The following is a 21,394-nucleotide window of genomic DNA, read 5'->3' on the forward strand; positions in this document are numbered from 1 at the left end:
GAAGAATATTTAAATATTTTTAATAGATTTAAGTTTTTGTAGACGCTTTCTTTGTTGAACTTTCCCATCTGTGATTTTTTCGGCAGCAATATCTGTCAAATCAGAATATTTCTGTTGATTTTTAAATTCATTCAGATAACTTGCTAAAGAATTGATAGTTGGATATCTAAATAAGTCGATGACAGATAAATCTCTCTGAAAAATTTCTCGTAATTTGCTATTAACCTGAAGCAAGAGTAATGAATCACCACCAAGTTCAAAGAAGTTATCATAAATTCCTACATCTTCAACTTGCAGTACTTTTTGCCAAATTTCAGCAATAGTTTGTTCAACTTCAGTTTGAGGTGGCTGATAAATTGCCTCCAATTCTGGGCGTGCTGTCTCAGGTGCTATTAATGCTTTGCGATCGACTTTACCATTCGGTGTGAGGGGCAGTGCCTCTAACAATACAAAAGCTGCTGGCATCATGTAGCTTGGTAGCTTTGCTTCTAGGAAGCTTCGCAATTCAGAAATTACGAGTATTTGCTTGGCTTGCGGGACTACATAAGCGACTATTCTTTGAGACTCTGCTACCACAACTACAGTTTCGCGCACTGCTAGGTGTTGGCTAATAATTGCTTCAATTTCTCCAAGTTCAATGCGGAAACCGCGAATCTTCACTTGATAGTCAATTCGACCAATGTACTCAATCTCTCCACTGGGCAGATAACGTGCTAAGTCACCAGTTTTATACAAGCGTTCGGAATTTGGGGATTGGGGATTGGGGACTGGGGACTGGGGATTGGGGACTGGGGAAAGGAAAGAGCTATCTGTTTGCTCTTTCTCCCTCTGCTCCCCTGCCCCCTGCCCCCTGCCCCCTGCCCCCTGCCCCCTGCCTCTTAAGAAGGGATTAGGGATAAATTTCTCTGCGGTCAGTTCCGGGCGATTTAAATAGCCCCAGCCCACACCCACACCACCGATATATAATTCGCCTGTGATACCTATAGGCACAGGGTTGAGGTGTCGATCTAGCAGATAAATTTGGGTATTGGCAATGGGATGACCGATAGGAACTGTCTTTTGGTTCGTAAAACTATTTTTACACTGCCAAAAAGTGACATCTACAGCAGCTTCCGTTGGCCCGTAGAGATTGTGCAGTTGGGCATTGAGTCGATTGAAGAAGCGTTCTTGTAATTGGGTTGTCAATGCCTCGCCACTGACTATCACCCGTATAAGAGATTGACAACTTTCCAAATTTTCTGCTTCGAGAAACGCTTGCAGCATCGAAGGCACAAAATGAATCGTGGTTATTTGCTGCTGTGTAATGACATTCACTAAGTAATTTGGATCGCGATGTCCTTCTGGTTGTGCTATTATTAATCGCGCACCAGTTATCAGTGGCCAGAAGAATTCCCAAACTGAGACATCGAAGCTGAATGGAGTTTTCTGCAAAACTCTATCTGTTGCTGTTAGTTGGTAAGTGTCCTGCATCCACAGTAGGCGATTGCAAATTCCTACGTGGGTATTCATCGCCCCCTTGGGTTTACCTGTAGAGCCTGAAGTGTAGATGACGTAAGCTAGGTTATCACTACTGAGATGGCAATTAGGGTTTTGTTTGCTGTGTTGGGCGATAAGTTCCCAGTTGTTGTCTAAGCAAACTACTTTGGCTTTGTGGGTTGGTATAACTTCTAATAGCTGCTGTTGTGTTAATAAGACTGTTGGTTGTGAGTCTTCTAGCATGTAAGCTAGGCGTTCTTGGGGATAGCTGGGGTCAAGGGGGATGTATGCGCCACCTGCTTTAAGGATGCCTAATAGTCCGATTATCATGTAGAGCGATCGCTCTACACAAATCCCCACTAATACTTCTGATTTTACTCCCAGTGAATCGCTATGCAACAGCTTTGTTGACCGTAAATAATGCGCCAATTGGTTAGCTTTCGCGTTTAGCTCGTGGTAAGTTAACTGCTCATTTTCAAACACCACTGCTACTGCATTGGGTGTGCATTCTACTTGTGCTTCAAATAATTTATGGATGCATTGGTCGATTGGATAGGATGTCTGGGTATTATTCCACTCTGTTAGTAATTGATGCCGTTCTTGTATAGAAAGAAGTTCGTGCAATTCGTAGCGTTTTTGAGGGGTGCTAACTATTGCTTGGAGAGTTCTAGCATAAAATCCACTAATACTTTTGATTTGTTCTAGGTCAAATTCCGAAGTATCGTACTTAAGCGAGAGTGCTACTAGTAATGATTTGGGATTTTGGTTGAAGTCAATCATTAGAGGAAAGTTGGTTTCTTCATAAAACTTTCCACCTAGAGACTGCACATTTTTACCTGCTAATGCTGTTTGGTAAACATGAAAATGTGTGAAGTTAAATGCAGTCTCGAACAGAGGTAGACCCCCCAAACTCTTCTGTATTGCCGCCAATGGATATCGACGATGTGGCAGCCATTCCTGTTCTGCCTTAAACACATCCTGCACCAAGTCTATCCAAGTCCCTCCAGATAGTTTGAGATGAAATGGCACGGTATTGAGGAACAAACCAAGGACTCGTTCTCCATCCTGATGTTCTAGCCGTCCATTGGTGACTACACCCGTAAGTACGTCTGACTGTCCGCACAACAGACTTAAAACTCGCAAATGTGCTGCCAGCAGAACACTTTTAAGAGGTATTTTTGTAGACTTGGCTAACTGTTGCAATCCTTCAGAAATTTCAGCAGATATTGGCACTTCTTGCTCATTAACTTGCCTGATAGCCTCTGGAGAATGCCAACGAGGCAACGTAGTTATAGTACTGTCACGCAGTTTTTGCATCCAGTAACGCTGAGATTCTTCAGTGGCGATCGTCTCTCGTTCTAAAGCAATAAAGTCCCGAAATAGGCTTGAGGGTGGTGGGTTGAGAAAATCAACTTTTTCGCCCAAGAGAGAGAAATAATGCCCAAACAACTCAGTTAACATTGAAGCCACACTCCACCCATCTAGAATTGCGTGATGGAAGCTGACAGCTAAATAAAATGTCTCCTCGTTGCAATGATGAACAAAAAAGCGGAGTAAGGGAGGTATACTCCAATCAAAATGTTGTCTTTTTTCCTCTTCTAACCAGTCATTTAGGGCATACTCTAATTCGGAAGTTGAGAGATGACGCCAATCCTCTACCTCCAATGGAACATCAATATTTCGATGAACTAGTTGCAATGGTTCACTAAAGTCGGTTAGCTGGAACGAAGTACGCAGTACAGCATGATTATTTACTAAAAGCTGTATAGCTGCCTGCAAAATCTGAATGTCGAGAGTAGCTTGTAAATGGTAGCTAAAAATATCGTGATATGTTGTTCGCTCAAGACTATACTCGCTATGAAAAACCATTCCCATCTGGAGCATAGAAAGTGGATATGCATCTTCTATCTCATCAGGTAATTTCTGTTTGTCTGCTTGAGATATAAGACTGAATGGTTGACTTTTTTCTGATTTTATAACATCCAATTCCGTGGTTTTTAGCACCTTTGCCAACTGAGAAATAGTTTGATGTTGGAAGAGATGCTGGATTGAGAAACTTAAACCTTTTTCTCGTGCTAGGGATTGAACTTGGATGCTACGGATGGAATCTCCCCCTAAGGAAAAGAAGTTGTCGTGGATACCCACCTGTTTGATACTAAGAACTTTAGCCCAAATTTCAGCTAGTATTTTCTCATTTGGAGTGCCAGGTGCAACAAAAGTGTTGTCTAATTCAGGTCGCTCAGTGTCAGGAATCGGTAATGCTTTGCGATCAATTTTACCATTAGGTGTTAGTGGTAATGCCTCCAATGTGACAAAAGCTGCTGGTATCATGTAACTTGGCAACTTTGCCTCTAAAAAGCTACGTAGTTCAGGGATTGTCAGTGTTTGCTCTTTTTGAGGGACTATATAGGCAACTATTCGTTGAGAATCTACTGATTGTTCGCTGATTACAACTACAGTTTCTCTAACTGCTGGATATTGGCTGATGATAGCCTCAATTTCTCCCAATTCGATGCGGAAACCACGAACTTTAACTTGGTGGTCAATACGACCCAAATATTCTATGTCTCCATTTGGTAAATATCGACCTAAATCACCGGATTTATAAAGACGTGCATTTGCTTTATTACTAAAGGGATTAGGAATAAATTTTTCAGGAGTTAATTCTGGTCTATTTAAATAACCCCGTACCACACCAGCACCACCAATATACATTTCACCTGGTATGCCAATAGGTACTGGCTGTTGATATTTATCTAGTAAGTAAATTTGTAGGTCAGGAATGGGACGCCCAATCACACTTCCTGATGCTACTTCTAAATCTGCGATCGCTAGTGGACGATAGGTAACATGTACGGTTGTTTCCGTAATTCCGTACATATTGACTAACTGAGGAAACTGGTCGCCATGACGTTCAAACCAAGGTCTTAAACTCTCAAGTTGCAATGCTTCTCCACCGAAAATGACTGTTCGCAGGCTTAATTTGTCAATGTTTACAAATGATTCTTCTGCCTGGATGAGTTGGCAAAAAGCTGAAGGCGTCTGGTTGAGTACTGTCACTTGTTGTGTTACCAGCAATTTGTAAAAGTCTTCTGGTGAACGACTCAGCCAGTATGGTACTACCACTAATTTTCCACCATATAGCAAAGCACCCCAGATTTCCCAAACAGAGAAATCAAAGGCTATGGAATGGAATAATGTCCAGACATCATCTTGATTAAAGTTATACCAGGATTGAGTTGCCGCGAATAAACGAACAACATTGCTGTGATTAACTAACACCCCTTTGGGTTGACCTGTTGAGCCAGATGTATAGATGATGTAGGCTAGATTATCAGTTGTACACTCATTAATTAAATTTTGTGAGTTTTGTTGAGCGATACTTGCCCAATCTCTATCTAGACAAACAATCCTAGTCTGATGTTGCGGCAAATTTTCTATCAGGTATTGCTGGGTTAGTAACACTGATATTTGGGCATCTTGTAATATAAAGGCTAGACGTTCTGGTGGATAATAAGGGTCTAGTGGTATGTATGCACCACCTGCTTTCAGGATCGCTAATAGTCCAATAACCATAGATAGCGATCGCTCTACACAAATCCCCACCAATACCTCTGGTTTTACTCCTAGCTGTTGCAAATAATGCGCTAGTTGATTTGCTCTGGTGTTTAGCTCGTGGTAGGTTAGTTGCTGGTCTTCAAAAACAACTGCGATCGCATCAGGTGTGCGTTCTACTTGAGTCTCAAATAACTCATGGATGCATTGCTGTTGAGGATATTCAACTTTTGTATTATTCCACTCCAGTAGCAATTGACGTTTTTCATGTTCTGTTATTAATGATAATTCTGAAAGCCGCAGCTTTGGATTTGCAATAATTTCTTTCAGCAAGGTCTGGAAATGTCCAGCCATCCGCTTGATAGTACTTTCCTTAAATAAATTGCTATTGTAATTGAAATTGCTAAATATTTTTTCTGCTGTTTCTGTAATATCCAAAGTTAAATCAAAATTGGCATTGCTATTTTGAACTGTCAAGGAAGTTAAAGTTAAACCAGGCAACTCCAGAGCCGAATTAGGTGCATTTTGAAGCACAAACATTACTTGGAATAGTGGTGTATGGCTTAAGTTTCGCTCTGGTTGTAGTTCCTCTACCAACAATTCAAAAGGCAAATTCTCATGAGTGTAGGCTCCCAATGTCATCTCTCGCACCCGAACAAGTAGCTCCTCAAAGGTGGGATTACCTGCCAGATTTGTTCGCAGTACCAAAGTATTGACAAAAAAACCAATCAATCCTTCTATTTCGTCTCGGTTACGGTTAGCAATAGGCGAACCAACCACAATATCTTCGCTACTCGTGTAACGCCATAACAATGTTTGAAAAGCTGCCAGCAGAGTCATAAACAAAGTACATCTTTGCTGCTGGCTTAATTTATTTAACGCTACAGATAGCTCTTGAGATAGCTCAAATGAATAGGTTGCACCCCGGAAAGTCTGAATAGCTGAACGTGGATAGTCAGCAGGTAAATCTAGTACTCTCGGTGCATCTTCTAACTGCTTTCGCCAGTAAGAAATCTGAGACTGTAGTACCTCTCCTTGCAACCATTGCCGTTGCCAAACAGCGAAGTCTGCATACTGTATTGGCAATTTTGCAAGTGGGGAAGGCTTTTCTTGACAGAAGGCTTCGTAAAGTGCTGTTACTTCTTTGACAAGTAAACCCATTGACCAGCCGTCAGAGACAATATGATGCATGGTAAACAACAATACATGCTGTTGTTTACTCAATTGTAACAGAGTAGTTCTCAGCAAAGGCCCCTGCGCTAAATTAAAAAGCAACTGGCTTTCTTGAACTGCTAGCCGCAAAACTTCAGCTTCCTGCTTTTTTATTGGGTACTCTTGCAAGTCCACGACAGATAGCTTCAAGCTCAGAGTTGGATTAATAACCTGAATCGGTTCTCCATCGAAAAGCATAAAAGTGGTTCTCAATATCTCGTGACGCTGCACAATTTCGTTGAGACTCTGTTCTAATGCCTGTACATTAAGCGTACCAGTCAGCCGTACAGCATAGGGAAGGTTGTAAGTGGCACTATTTGGCTCCAATTGATTCAGAAACCATAGCCTTTGCTGCCCGAAAGATAGCGGTAAATCTACATCTCTAGATACAGGTTGTATCTGCTCGATTGTGGAAGTTGAGGCAATTGAATCATGTATATATTTAAGGATTTCTATTTTACGCTCTCGAATTTGCGTACTCAGTTCTGATGTCAGTATACCTTGAGGAGCATTGCAATATAAGCGATCGCCATCAACCCGAAGTTTTATTTCTAAACTAGAAAGGTAAGATAAAAATTGGTTGATGATTTTCATAAATCTTTACTCCTCATGGATGATTATAGTTGAGGTAATTTTTGTTCGGAAATACTCAATCAGAATAATTAGAAGACAACATTTTAACTAAGAGTCTATTTTTAATTTAAAATTCTATTTCCTCTCTATCACTGAGAGAAGCGCTAGAAACAACTAGTATTTTTTTAACTTTCTCACGAACATTTTCGATATAGTGTGAGATTCCAGCGATAGTTGGTTCATCAAACAAACTACGTAAGGCGACATCAGTCTGTAAGACTTTACGCAAGCGGGAAATGACCTGAATCGCTAACAGTGAGTTTCCTCCCAATTCAAAAAAATTGTCGTAGATTCCTATTTGTTGAATACTTAAGATTTCTTGCCAAATATTGGCAACTGCTCGCTCAATCTCATTTTGCGGTAATACGTAGGCTGTTTCTAGTTTCGGGCGAATATTATCTGTTTTCGGCAAAGCTTTACGGTCTACTTTCCCACTAGGTGATAGTGGTATGCTTTCTAGCATCACAAAGTCAGAAGGTAACATATAGTCAGGTAACTTTTCTTTCAAGAAAGTACGCAATTCATTAATACTAGGAATTGGTTCTCTCTTTGCAACCACATAGGCAACTAATTGTAAATTACCTGCTTCCTCCTGCTGAACCACAACTACATTCTCACGAACATTTTGGTGCTGACCTAGAAATGTTTCAATTTCTCCAAGTTCAACCCGGAAACCACGAATCTTTACTTGATTATCAATGCGTCCAAGAAATTCGATATTTCCATCAGTCAGCCACCTTCCTAAATCTCCAGTTTTATAAATTAAATCTTTGCGATTTTTTGGCAATCTCTTTTTAGCATCCGTAAACGGGTTAGGAACAAAGCTAAAATTAGTTTTTTCTTCATTTTTCCAGTACCCATTACCTACACCAATCCCCGATACACAAATTTCTCCAGGAACACCAATAGGTAATAGCTGCATTTCTTCATCAAGGATGTAGAGATTTAAGTTAGCTAAGGGTTTACCAATTGGAACTGTTCGCTGATTTTCTGGCAAAGATTGATTAACAATAAACTGGCTGATATCATCAGCAGCTTCGGTAGGGCCATAAGCATTAACAATTTTGATTTCAGGATACAGATGGAGCCACTTATTTACCCAACTTACCGATACTGTCTCCCCCACAACCATCATCCATTTCAAATCAGGTAATTCTCTTTCATGACTCGATAGCTGGGAAGTATATTCAAGCAAGCCACCAAATAATGCTGGTACTAATTCCACAGTAGTAATTTTTTGTGATTTCAGTACCTCAAATAGTTTATCAGGAATAGCAACAGTTTCTATATTTACAATTACTGTTTTTCCGCCTATTAAAAGTGGTGCTAAAAATTGCCATACAGAAATATCTGTAGAAGAAGGAGCGCTTTGCAGAAAAGAAAACTCCTGCGTTAACTCCAACTCATCGAATTGGGCATAAATATGATTAATTGCGCCATCATGCCTGACAATTGCCCCCTTGGGTAATCCTGTAGACCCAGAAGTATAAAGCATATAGGCTGGGTCACAAGCATCATTAATATGCTCTACATTATCATTAGGTAGTTGAGCAAAATCTAATTTGTTATATATCTTTAACCCTGTTTGATTAGCAAACTGAGCCTTTTCATTAATCATATCATCTAAACAAATAATAGATGATAAATTTGAACAGTCTTCCACTAAGGATTGCAAGATATTTAATAGCGAATAATCTGTTAATACAAATCTAACTTCGCTATTAGATAGCATATATTGAATTCGATTTTGTGGATAAGTACTATCAATGGGTACGTATGCTCCACCTGCCTTGTATATAGCGAGTATTGCAATTAGAAAATTGATATCCCGGTCTTTAAAAATTCCTACACACTCTCCTTTTTTAACTCCTGACTTCCGCAATAATTTAGCTAGCTGATTAGCTTTTTGATTTAACTCTTGATACGTTAATTGAGTTCCTTCATGAAAAACAGCTATATTGTTTGGAGTCTGAATGACTTGTTTCTCAAATAATTGATTTATTGTCTGCTCAACTGGATACTCTCTATCATTGTTGTTATATGCTTTTAGCAACTGATATTTATCAGGCTCTTTCAAGAAAATAATATCTGATATTTTAATATTAATGTTATTCATAATACTCTCAACAACATTAATATAATATCTACTTATCGATTTTATACTTTCATGTTGAAATAAATATTCTCTATACTCTATATTGCCACTAATACTTTCAGCGTTAACCTTGAAAGAAATTATTATGTCATTATTAAGTAAATTTAAATTATCTTTAGCATGAATGTTTTCTAGTAAAACTACTATATCAAAAATTGGACAGCGATTAGGGATTGTTGGTATTTCTAATAATTTAATTAATTCATCAAAATTATAGTTCTGATTGTTGTAAGCACCGAGAATCGCATCTTTTACTTGAAAAAGAAAATCTTCAAATGAAAGTTGAGGTATTACCTGAGTACGCAAAGGAATAATTTTACTATTTACGCAATCTGTACTAATTTCCTCATATACAGGTATTCCAACAACAACATCGTTATTTCGGGTATATTTTTGCAACAATATGTTTAATGCAGATACAAGTATCCAGTACGTTGAAAAGTAAGAACCTTTAGTTAGTTTAAGAATTACTTGAGATAAATTATTTGGTAAATCAAATCTAAAAGATTTGTTCTTAGCACTAGAAACTAAAGGTCTTACATAGTCCAGCATCAGATTTGTTTCTGGCAGGTCTCCCGATAATTTATTTATCCAATAAATTTTTTGAGATAACAAGTCATTGGAGTGTAGATGTAGACCCATAGTTCTTATCCTTATAACCAATTATTTGCGGATTGATAAACATTATTATTTTGAGATGAAATCATCAAAAACTTTTTTGATAATTGAACAACCATTTTGTAATGTAGACATATCAATTACCAAGGGAGGCAGTATTTTAATTACCGTATCATTTCTACCTGCTAATTCAACTATTAACCCTAGCTCAAAACAACGGGAGGTTATACTTTTAGCTAAACTGTTACCGCCAAAATTTTTAACATCAATACCCCAAATCATGCCAATTCCACGTACTGCTATGCTTTCACTAATTGATGCTATTTCTTGAGTGAGGAAATTTTGTAAGAAAAGCTCTTTATTTTTGACTTCTTGTTCAAGATTACTACTTTCTCTATATTCTAAAGCAGCTGTTGCTCCGATAAATGCTAATTGATTACCCCTAAAAGTACCATTATGTTCACCCGGTTCCCATATATCCAAATCTGGCTTAATTAATAATAGTGACATGGGAAACCCATACCCACTAATAGATTTAGAGAGTACTACCATATCAGGAACAATATCTGCTCTTTCAAAAGAAAAGAAAGAACCTGTTCGACCGCAGCCAACTTGAATATCATCGCAGATTAATAAAATGTCATGCTTATCGCATAACTCTCTGAGTCTTTGCATCCAGATAATAGGAGCTACAACAACTCCACCTTCTGCTTGTACTGTTTCAAAGATGATTGCTGCTGGTTTTTCAATTCCCGAATTTACATCATTTAAGACTGTTTCTATATATTCTATAGTGTCAAAAGTTTCCATGAATCCATAGGGATAAGGCATAAAAGTTACATTACTTGATGTCCCTATAACCCCGGCTCGAATTCCAATATTGCCAGTAATCGACAAGCTACCTAAAGTCATTCCATGATATGCTCCCATGAATGAGAATATACCTGCTCTCCCTTTGACTTTTCTCGCTAATTTTAAAGCAGCTTCAACTGCATTTGTTCCTGTCGGCCCACAAAATTGAATGCGATAATCTAGTTTTTTTGAACTTAAGACTACCTCATCAAATTTGGCTAAAAACTTCTCTTTCGCTGAAGTATACATATCTAAAGCATGGGCAATTCCATCGGCATCTAAATATGACATGACTTTTTGTTTTATATAGTCATGATTATGTCCATAATTTAAAGCACCTGCACCAGCGAAAAAATCTATATATTCTTCACCTGATTCTGTATAAACTATAGAATCTTTAGCTCGATGGAATATTGCAGGAAAATTACGGCAATAGCTTCTAACGTTTGATTCGCGCTTTTCAAATATATTCATGAGATTTTTATTTTTGGGATTGCCAAATAAATTAATAAATCTACTGATTGTTTAGGCTGAATGTCTTTGTGCCATAGCTTTGTTTTTTAAGAAACATAATTTAGATAAGACTTATAAAATTTAAAAATTATCTGAGGAGGTACTTTTAACACTAAACCCATAGTTAATAAAAAGTTGTAGTAGCAGTTTTGAACTGGCATCCCTTTTGTCATAGCTGCTAAAGCCCTCAGTGAACTTTTTTGAGTATGCCAATCGATATTAAAAGAAATCGACATATCTAAACTCCGAACATGATGCAGCGTTCCAGGAGGCATATAGACAATATCCCCAGGATTTACAATAAATTTAATCGGTTTTGCATTTCTGTATTCAGGATATTTGTTGAAATCTGGATTTTCTGGATCAACGAGAAACCATCGCCAGCCTTTGCGATAACAATTTTTAGCATCTCTAGGTAGTAATATAGTAAATTGTTTGCGTCCAACAAGTTGAAAAAAAATATTGTTAGTCAGAAGACAATCAAAATGTAGTGGAGTAAGACTATTAGAAGCTCCAATAAAAAACTGACAGTAACGCCACCATTTGTAACGATACCATTTTGGTAAATAATCTAAAGGAAATGGTTGAACATCTTTTATGAGTGAAGGTATTAAGCTAAATAGTGGCAAGTCATGACAATAGGGTGGCGAATCAGTTTTTTGATCGTTCTTTTCATAGTTATTGATTAAGTTTACATATTCTTGCATCGTCAAACGACATAATTCAATTTTTTTATTACTAAACTTTTTAGCATAAATATTTAAAGCAGGAGATAAGTCTTTTAAATATTCTAATGACCATTTATCGAAGCTATTCCAACTTTTAATCGCTCCTGAGATGATAACTGGTTTTTCGCAGTCAACATAGTTTGAATTAAATTCATTACTTGAAAGCTTATATCTGCGCTCGATTTCATTTGAGATTATCATAAATTAACCATTCTGCCTTAAATTATCAATAAAATTGCTGCCAATATGGCTCGATTAAAAAAAAGTAGTAGTCCTAAACGATTCAAATTTATGTGTCTGAAAGTGAGAATTTTACTTGGCGATGAGAGTTTCTTAGTAATATCCGATCAGTCAGATTTAAATTAACTTGTTTGATATCTAACTATTTACTCTTTAGGCATTTAATTAGTTAAAGCAAAAGCTAAGTTCAATGACATTTCTTTGTCTAACATTAATATTTTTATATGGGGTGTTTGCTCGGTAATTAACAATAACTCCTTAAGCCTTACTTGAGGATTCGTTACGATGCCTTCGAGCAATATTTTTAAATGGTCTAATATATTCATGATTGTTGCAGCGTCAAAGCGGCGAAAATCATAATTAATTCCAATCGTGAGTTCTGAGCCAGGATATCCAACTATATTTAGAGGATAGTTTGTTTTGTAATAGCTAGTTTGCTCAGAGATATTTAGACTCCCCCATTCTTGCAGAAAATTGCCTGTTTTTTGGTTCTCGAACACTACAAAGCTCTCAAACAAAGGCACATTACCTAGCACTTTACTGCATTTTTGAATATCTACTAGGGGATAATATTCATACTCTCGAAGTTCTATTAATTGAGTTTGTAATTGCTGAAGCCAAGATAATAAATACTCATCCAAATCTATCTTGACGTGTACTGGTAAGGTATTAACCATTTCCCCCACCATTGATTCCGAACCTTCTAAATCTACTGGACGACCAGAAGTAGTACAACCATAAATTACATCATTTTTGCCACTGTAGTGACTAAGGAGTATAGCCCAAACTCCCTGAACTATTGTATTCATGGTCAGGTGATGCTGCCTTGCTAAAGAATCTAGGTTTCTTGTAGTTGCTTCCGATAGACTGATTTGTATATCCTCGTAGCGTTCTTCTAAATTGGGCAAGTTGTTTGGATATAGGTTAGTTAAGGGAGTAGGCTCTTTTACTCCATTGAGTTGCTGTCGCCAGAACTCCTCTGCTTTGGATAAATCCTGTTGTTTCAACCATTTGATGTAATCTTTAAAACAACTACCGTTTCTTAAGGGTGCATCTTGACCTTGACAATATGCTTCATAAATTTCAATCACATCATTTAATACCAATAGATATGACCAACCATCTAGAATGAGCAGGTTGCTACTCCAAACAAGATAGTAAGTGTGTTCTTGAATTTGGATTATAGCCAGACGCATTAGAGGCGCTTGGGAAAAATCAAAACGCTGTGAGCGATCGCTCTCAAGAAAAGATTTTAAATGCTCTTGTTGTTCTAATGGATCGAGTTCTTGCCAATCTTGGTAGTCTACAGGTACTTCTACTTGCTGATGCACAACTTGTAATGGTTTATCTAATTCTTCCCAATAGAAGCTAGTACGCAAGATTGTGTGTCGGGTTGCTACTTGCTGCCAAGCGTATTTAAAAGCATCAATGTTCAGATTGCCGCTAAAAGTATAGACGGACTGTGAATGGTATAATTCCATTTCAGGGGCGTGCAGACAGTGAAAGAGCATACCATGCTGTATTGGAGATAGCGGGTATATATCTTGGATGTTTTCTCTCATTTTATTTTTACTCTCTTAGTTAATTCTTCTTAAAAATTGTTCGAGGTCTTGTTGATTTAATTCTGCTTCTGGAAAGTCAGAAGGTGTATATACTCTGACTTCGGGAGATTGACAATGAGTTACGAGTACTTGCAATGCTTTTAAAAACTCTTGCGCTAATCGTTCAATAGTGCTTTGTCGATGTATTTTTTCGCTGTAACTCCAATCTATTCTCAACTGGTTATCAATTACCAAAGCGTCGATACTTAGCATATAGCTCTCCCGATTCCGCGAACTGCGCGTTTGTCCTTGGGAGTCTTGAGAGATTTTAAATATTGATGAGTCTGAAAATGTTTGATCGAACTGACCTAAGTAATTAAAGACCACTTCAGCTTGTGGAAGCGATCGCAATAACTTAACTCTCGCAATATCTTGACTAAGGTAACGTAGAATACCATATCCTATTCCTTTATTTGGAATACCCCGCAGTTGCTCTTTTATCGCTTTCAAAGTCTCTACGGGATGAGATGTTTTTCCTAAATCTAATAATACAGGAAAAATAGAGGTAAACCAACCGACTGTACGCGACAAATCGACATCATCAAAAATTTCTTCCCGCCCATGACCTTCTAGAGCTAGTAATAGAGAATTATTGCCAGTCCATTGAGAAAAAGCTTGTACTAATGCTGTGAGCAAGACATCATTTATTTGTGTATTATAAGCTTTTGGTACATCTTTTAGCAAGGCTTGAGTCTGTTCCACAGTCAGACAAATTGAGATATTTAGAGTCGAAGCTACTGTATTGTCGCCGTCAGAAAAATCTACTGGTAAAGGAGCAATTTTTTGCCAAGACTCTCTCAGCCAATAGTCCCATTCTTGTTGAATAGTAGCTGATTGTGCATATTCCTCTAGACATTTAGACCAGTATTTAAAGGAAGTTGTTTTGGCTGGTAATTCTACCTTTTTGCCTTGGTTCATCAGCTGATATGTTGTCTCCAAGTCTTCTAGTAAAATCCGCCAAGAAACGCCATCTACAGCTAAATGGTGAATAAGGATTAACAGACGACTTGATCCCTGTCCTAAGTTGAATAGAGCAACTCGTATCAATGGGCCTGTTGAGAGGTTAAGACTGGCTTGTAATTTGGTAGCAGATGTTTCAATGGCTAGTTTTTGTTCGCTTGCTGATAGTGCAGAGAAATCAAAATTTATCAAAGGTAATTCTGCATCAGGGCTGGCTATAATCTGCTGCCAGCCAAACTCTGTTTGCTCAAAATGTAAGCGAAGAGCATCATGATGTAACAGTAGTTGCTGTACAGATTTTTCTAATACAGCTAGGTCAATAACTTGTTTAACTTCTAGTAAAACTGCTTGATTCCAGTGCTGGGGTTCAAGTAAATTCTGTTCAAAAAACCAGGATTGTATTGGTGTAAGAGAGGCTAAACCTGTGATGAGTTCTTGTTCGGCTTGGTTTATATTTTTTGTAACTGCCACACTTGCCAAACCAACAACTGTTTGATGTTGAAATAACTGCTTAACTGTAAGTTTTATACCAGCTTGGTTTGCTCTGGTGATAACTACAATGGCAAGAATAGAATCTCCACCTAATTCAAAAAAGTTATCGAAAATACCTACTTTATTGACACCAAGCACGCCTGCCCAAATTTCAGCCAGTTTGGCTTCTAAGAAATTGCGAGGTGCTACTAGTTCTTGGTCTTCAGGTCTTACTATATCAGGAGCTTTGAGGGCCTTACGGTCAATCTTGCCATTAGGAGTTAATGGTAATGCCTCCAAAATGACAAAAGCAGTTGGCACCATATAGTTTGGTAACTTTGCCTCTAAAAAATCGCGCAGTTGAGAAATAGTTATTGTTTGCTCTGAATTCGGAACTACATAAGCAACTATTCGTTGAGAATCAGTTTCGGAAGAATCAACCGTAACTACAGCTTCTCTGACTTCAGGATGTTCAATAATCAGTGCTTCAATTTCTAAGAGTTCAATACGGAAACCACGTACTTTTACTTGATAGTCAATACGACCAATGTACTCAATCTCTCCATTTGGTAAATAGCGTCCTAAATCCCCAGTTTGATATAACCGTTCAGAATTTGAGGACTGGGGACTGGGGAAGGTGGGGCCCCCTCTGGGGATAAGGGGTAATGGGGACTGGGTATTGGGAAGAATTTCTGCTCCCCTGCCTCTTAAGAAGGGATTGGGAATAAATCGCTCGGCAGTCAGTTCTGGTTTGTTGAGATAACCACGGGATAAACCTGCACCACCAATATACAACATCCCAGTTACACCCACAGGAACAGGTTGTAAATTTTGATCTAACAAATAAATCTGTGTGTTGTGAATTGGGCGACCAATCGGTGGAATATTGCTAGTATCTTTGTCTAGAAGGGCAAATGTTGAATAAGTTGTATCTTCAGAAGGACCATATAAATTAAATACCTGTTGTATATTTTGTTGCTGATAAAGTTGTTGTACGAGATGATGATGAAGTGGTTCACCTGCAACATTGATTGTCTGGACTGAAGCCGGAATGCTGTTAGTTCTCAATAACTGTGAAATTACACTTGGGACAGTATTTATTAAGGTGACATTTTGGGCTGTTGGCAAAGTTGGTAAATATAAGGCGTTCTCGATTAGAATCACCTTGCCGCCGCAACACAGAGGAACAAATAACTCGAACACTGAAAGGTCGAAGCAAATTGAGGTTGATGCTAAAACTCCTTGCAAAGCTTCGATGGCAAAGGTTTGTTTTGCCCAATCCAACATTGCAACTGTGCTTGCGTGTTTAATCATTACACCTTTTGGTTTACCTGTTGAACCAGAGGTATAGATGACATAAGCGAGGTTGTCAGGGGTTATTTCAGAGATGACATTTTCCTGGCTTTGTTGGGCGATGAGATGCCAATCAGTATCTAAACAGATGACTTGGGCTTTGTATTGGGGTATTGTTTCTAGTAGTGAAGCTTGAGTTAGTAATACTGGTGTTTGAGTGTCTTCTAGTATAAATGCGATGCGTTCTTGGGGATAGTTGGGGTCTATTGGTATGTATGCTCCACCTGCTTTCAGGATGGCTAATAGTCCGATCACCATCGAAAGCGATCGCTCTATACAAATCCCGACTAATACTTCTGATTTTACTCCTAATGAACGCAAGTAATGCGCTAGTTGATTCGCTCGGTTGTTCAACTCACGATAGGTTAATTGCTCATCTTCAAACACAACTGCGATTGCATCAGGTGTACGTTCTACTTGAGTTTCAAATAATTGATGAATGCACTTATCTTGAGGATAATCAACTTCTGTATTATTCCACTCCCACAGCAATTGATGCCGTTCAGATTCACTTAACAGTGGTAACTCTGACAAACGCTGCTGCGGATTAGCAACAATTCCTTCAAACAACGTTTGCAAATGACTCGCCATCCGATGTATTGTATTTTCCTCAAATAAATCAGTATTGTATTCTATACTTCCAAGTAACCCCTCCTCTCTTTCTGTCATTTGTAGGTTTAAATCAAACTTGGCGCTATCACTATTGCTTTCTAACGGGGTTAAAGTCAAACCAGACAACTCTAACGCAGACATTGGTGCATTCTGAAGCACAAACATCACTTGAAATAATGGTGTATGACTTAAGTCTCGCTGTGGTTGCAGCTGCTCAACTAACAATTCAAAAGGCAAATCCTGATGAGTGTATGCTCCTAAAGCGACTTCCCGCACCCTCTTTAATAGTTCTTCAAAGCTGGGATTTCCTGCTAAGTTAGTTCTCAATACCAGGGTATTGACAAAAAATCCAATTAATCGTTCTACCTCTATTCGGTTGCGGTTAGCGATAGGCGAACCGACCACAATATCTTCGCTACCCGTATAACGCCATAGCAGTGTTTGAAAACCTGCCAACAGAGTCATAAATAAAGTGCTTCCCTGCTGCTGACTTAATTTATTTAAGGATGCGGATAATTTTGAAGATAACTTAAATGAGTAGGTCGCACCTCGGAAAGTTTGAATTGCTGGTCTTGGGTAGTCTGTGGGTAATTCTAATACTTTTGGTGCGTTCTCTAGGTGCTTCAGCCAATAAGATATTTGAGTTTCCAGTACTTCTCCTTGCAGCCATTGTCGTTGCCAAGCTGCGAAGTCTAGATACTGTATTGCTAGTTCAGATAATGGTGAAGGTTGCCCGTTACAGAAGGCTTGATAAAGTGTTGCCAACTCCTGTACTAGTACGCTGATTGACCAACCATCAGAGACTATATGGTGCATTGTCAGTAGCACAATATGTTCTTGCTCACCAAGACGTAATAGTTTTACTCTCAGGAGATGGTCTTTGCTAATATCAAAGGATTGTTGTGCTTCTTGTGCAGCTTGTTGTTTAATTTCGGCTTCTTGTTGATTTGAAGGTAGCTTGCTAATATCGAATATTTGTAATGTTAAAGGTTTTTCCTCAGAGATGATAGCTACTGGTAGCCCTTCTCTGGTTTGGAAATTGGTTCGTAGTACTTCATGACGACTAATGATTTCGTTAAAACTTTGTTGTAGTGCTTCTACATTCAACTGTCCTTCTAGGCGAACAGCAGCAGGAGTATTGTAGAATGGGCTGTCTGGTTCTAATTGAGCTAAGAACCACAGTCGTTGTTGAGCAAATGATAACGGTAATTGGTGCGATCGCACAATCCGCTCAATATTCGTTGCTTCAACTCCTGAGTCTACCTTAATCGCTTTTTCAATTTCTTTTGCTAGCTCTGCGATTGTTGGTTTTTCAAATAAATAAGGTAAAGGAAGCTCTACTTTAAATACTTGCCGGATTTGGGACATGACGCGAGTGGCCATTAAGGAATGTCCTCCCAAAGTAAAGAAATTATTATTAATACCTACTTTGTCTAAACCAAGTACTTCTGCCCAAATACTTGCTAGTAAATTTTCAATTAGTGTGGAGGGAGGGACTATATTAGATGATGATACATCTTTTAATTCTGGTGCAGGAAGGGCCTTCCGGTCAACCTTACCATTAGATGTTAGTGGTAGTGCTTCTAGGATTACAAAAGCAGATGGCACCATATAACTTGGTAACTTTGACTCTAAAAAGCTACGTAGTTCAGGAATTGCCAGCGTTTGATTTTTTTGAATAACTATATATGCAATTATACGTTGAGAATTTATCGATTCTTCGCTAACTATAACTACAGTTTCTCGTACTATGGGGTGTTGACTTATAACCGCTTCAATTTCTCCCAATTCAATGCGGAACCCGCGAATTTTTATTTGGTTGTCAATTCTACCGATATATTCAATATCTCCACTTGGTAAATAGCGGGTTAAATCACCTGTTTTGTAAAGGCGATCACCCTCTTTATTGCTGAATGGATTGGGGATAAATTTAAGGGCTGTTAATTCAGCTTGATTTAGATAACCTCTAGCTAATCCAAGTCCGCCAATATGCAGTTCACCGGGCACACCCTTTGGAACTGGTTGCAAATATTCGTCTAAAATGTACAACTGGGTATTAGCGATCGCTTTCCCAATGGGTATGGAACCTGTAGAATGTTTCCCGACAGGAACCTGATAAACACAACAGCCTACCACCGTCTCTGTGGGGCCATATTCGTTTACCAATATTGTCTCTGGAGCCACATCTTGCCAGAAGGTGATGCTTTGGGCTAATAAATTTTCCCCACCAATAATAAAAGCTCTGGTTTTATTTGCGATTTCTTCTTTAGATAACTGTTGCTTCAACAAATCTAAGTGAGCAGGAGTAATTTTCAACAAACTTAAATTCGAGCTTTTCTTTAAAGCTTGAGAAAGGGTTTCAATACCTTGTTCTTCTGATAGTAATTCTACTGTACGACCAACTAATAAAGGTGAAAAAATACTGGTAATTGTTAAGTCAAAACCTAAAGGAGAGTGAACTAAAGTTCCGACTCCTTCTTGCACTGGATATGTTTGGGTACACCAACTTAAATAGTTAACCAATCCTTGATGGGTAATTAGAGTTCCTTTGGGTTTCCCAGTGGAACCAGAGGTGTAAATAACATAAGCTAAATTTAATTCGCTTGTTGTAGTAATTGGATTTGTAATTTCTAGTTGGTTTATAGCTTGCCAATCACTATCTATACAAATTACTTGAATTTCATTGGTAGCTACATCTGTGATTAGATGCTGTTGAGTCAGCAGCACTGGCATTTGAGAATTGTTGAGGATAAAAGTTTTTCTTTCTAAGGGATAGCTAGGATCAATTGGTACATAAGCACCACCAGCTTTTAAGATAGCTAAAAGTCCAATCAGCATTAAAGGCGAACGCTCGACACAAAGTCCTACCATTACATCTGGTTTCACACCTAATTGTTGTAGGTAATGAGCTAGCTGGTTAGCACGAGTGTTTAATTCTCGGTAGGTAAGTCGCTGATTTGTATAAACAATAGCAATGTTATCTGGTGTGCGATCGCACTGCTGTTCAAACCAATGATGGATACATTTGTATTGTAGCTCTGTTGTTTTAGTGTTATTGAATGTAACTAAGAGTTCTTCCCGTTCTTGTTCGCTGAGAATATCTAATTGTGATATCGCTACACATGGATTATTAATAACACTTGTTAACAAAGCTTCCCATTCATTAACCAAACGTTGAATATCTTCTTTATGAAAAAGTTTTGCATCATAGTGAAATTCTAATTTGACAGCATTTTGTGTCCGTACACAAGAAAGTTTTAGTTTAAATCGGTCAAAGCAGACGTAATGTTGATAAATTGAAAATGATACTTCCGGGGCATAATAATTAGTCGCGGTTTCCTCAAAATCAAAACAAAATGGCAAAAATGACTCTTCTATATCATCTACATTTGTTTTAGAAAACACGTCCCAACTAAAGCTATCCTGCAATTCAAGTATTTCATCTGTTAAGGTGTTAACCTGTATTAAGACATCACTAAATGTATCATTTTCTTTTAGATTACAAGCAAGTGGTAAATATTTGGCAAATAAACCTAATGCTGCTTTTAATTCTTCATAATTTCGACCATCACAACCTAAACCTATAATTAGATTTGATTGCCCAGTAAGACGACAAAGTAGAATTTGCCAGCAAGTAAGGAAAAATGTATCTATTGAAATTTTATATTTTTGGACAATTTCTTCAATTTTAATTAGTAAATCGTTGTTAATTGCTAACTTAATAAATTGAGGTTCAAATTCCGATTCTTTAGAAAGATAATTTTCAAAAGGAAGCTTTAAGCTATCTAAAGTCGAAAAATCTACTTGCTGCCAGTAATTTTTACTTGTTGTAGTTTCCTCTGCCTCAAGTAATTCATTTTGCCATGTAGCGATATCCGCATACTGTAGTGGTTCTTCATCTAGTTCTGTATTTTGCAAACATGCAGCGTAATACTGGCTAATTTCATTAACTAGATTTTTCAATGTTTTAGAGTCTGCACAAAGAGATGGCACATTTATAACTAAAACATACTTTCTTGATGAAGATTTTAGCAATTCGGCTTTTAATAATTGCCCTTCCTGTAAATTGATAGAATGTTCCCTTCTTTTTTCTAAAAGTAATTCTATATCTTCGTCTTGAGAATAATTATTTTCTGAAAAATACTCAGATAGAAATACCTTAATATTACTTTCTATCACCTGAATAGGTATTTTTAACCCACGCAGACGATGGAAATTTGTACGGAGAATTTCATTTCTAGCAATAACTTTGTTTAACGCTTCTTCCAGTATATTTACTTCTACATTTCCTTCAATCAAGATGGCACATTGAGATATATACAAATTACTACCCTGTTGTAGTAACCAAAGATGTTTTTGCTGAGGAGATAGTGGAAAACCTTGAATTGTCTCTTGCATTTTAAATGTTTAACCCC

The 21,394-nt window shown here is 37.9% G+C and carries 6 protein-coding genes; all 6 read right to left on the minus strand.

Features of this window, described 5'->3' with window-relative positions; all coding sequences use genetic code 11:
- Window positions 1–9: 9 nt before the first annotated feature.
- Entirely contained in the window at window positions 10–6,837 is a 6,828-nt protein-coding gene (locus V7L31_RS16725; RefSeq protein ID WP_334697272.1) for an amino acid adenylation domain-containing protein, read from the minus strand.
- Between the two features lie 106 nt (window positions 6,838–6,943).
- On the minus strand, window positions 6,944–9,673 hold the full coding sequence (locus V7L31_RS16730) for a non-ribosomal peptide synthetase (RefSeq protein ID WP_334697273.1): 2,730 nt from the start codon (window positions 9,671–9,673) through the stop codon (window positions 6,944–6,946).
- 45 nt (window positions 9,674–9,718) lie between these two features.
- Window positions 9,719–10,975 carry a diaminobutyrate--2-oxoglutarate transaminase gene (ectB, locus tag V7L31_RS16735; protein WP_334697274.1) on the minus strand — a complete coding sequence of 419 codons (1,257 nt, stop codon included), beginning with the start codon at window positions 10,973–10,975 and terminating at the stop codon, window positions 9,719–9,721.
- Window positions 10,976–11,061: 86 nt separating this feature from the next.
- The gene (locus V7L31_RS16740) at window positions 11,062–11,943 is read right to left on the minus strand and encodes a cupin-like domain-containing protein (RefSeq protein ID WP_334697275.1); all 882 of its coding nucleotides are present in this window, start codon (window positions 11,941–11,943) and stop codon (window positions 11,062–11,064) included.
- 200 nt (window positions 11,944–12,143) lie between these two features.
- Window positions 12,144–13,544 carry a condensation domain-containing protein gene (locus V7L31_RS16745; protein ID WP_334697276.1) on the minus strand — a complete coding sequence of 467 codons (1,401 nt, stop codon included), beginning with the start codon at window positions 13,542–13,544 and terminating at the stop codon, window positions 12,144–12,146.
- A gap of 15 nt (window positions 13,545–13,559) precedes the next feature.
- A complete protein-coding gene (locus V7L31_RS16750) occupies window positions 13,560–21,377 on the minus strand; it encodes an amino acid adenylation domain-containing protein (protein WP_334697277.1) in 7,818 nt (2,605 codons plus the stop codon).
- Between the last annotated feature and the right edge of the window lie 17 nt (window positions 21,378–21,394).

The sequence above is a fragment of the Nostoc sp. genome (assembly GCF_036916655.1).
GTDB lineage: Bacteria > Cyanobacteriota > Cyanobacteriia > Cyanobacteriales > Nostocaceae > Nostoc.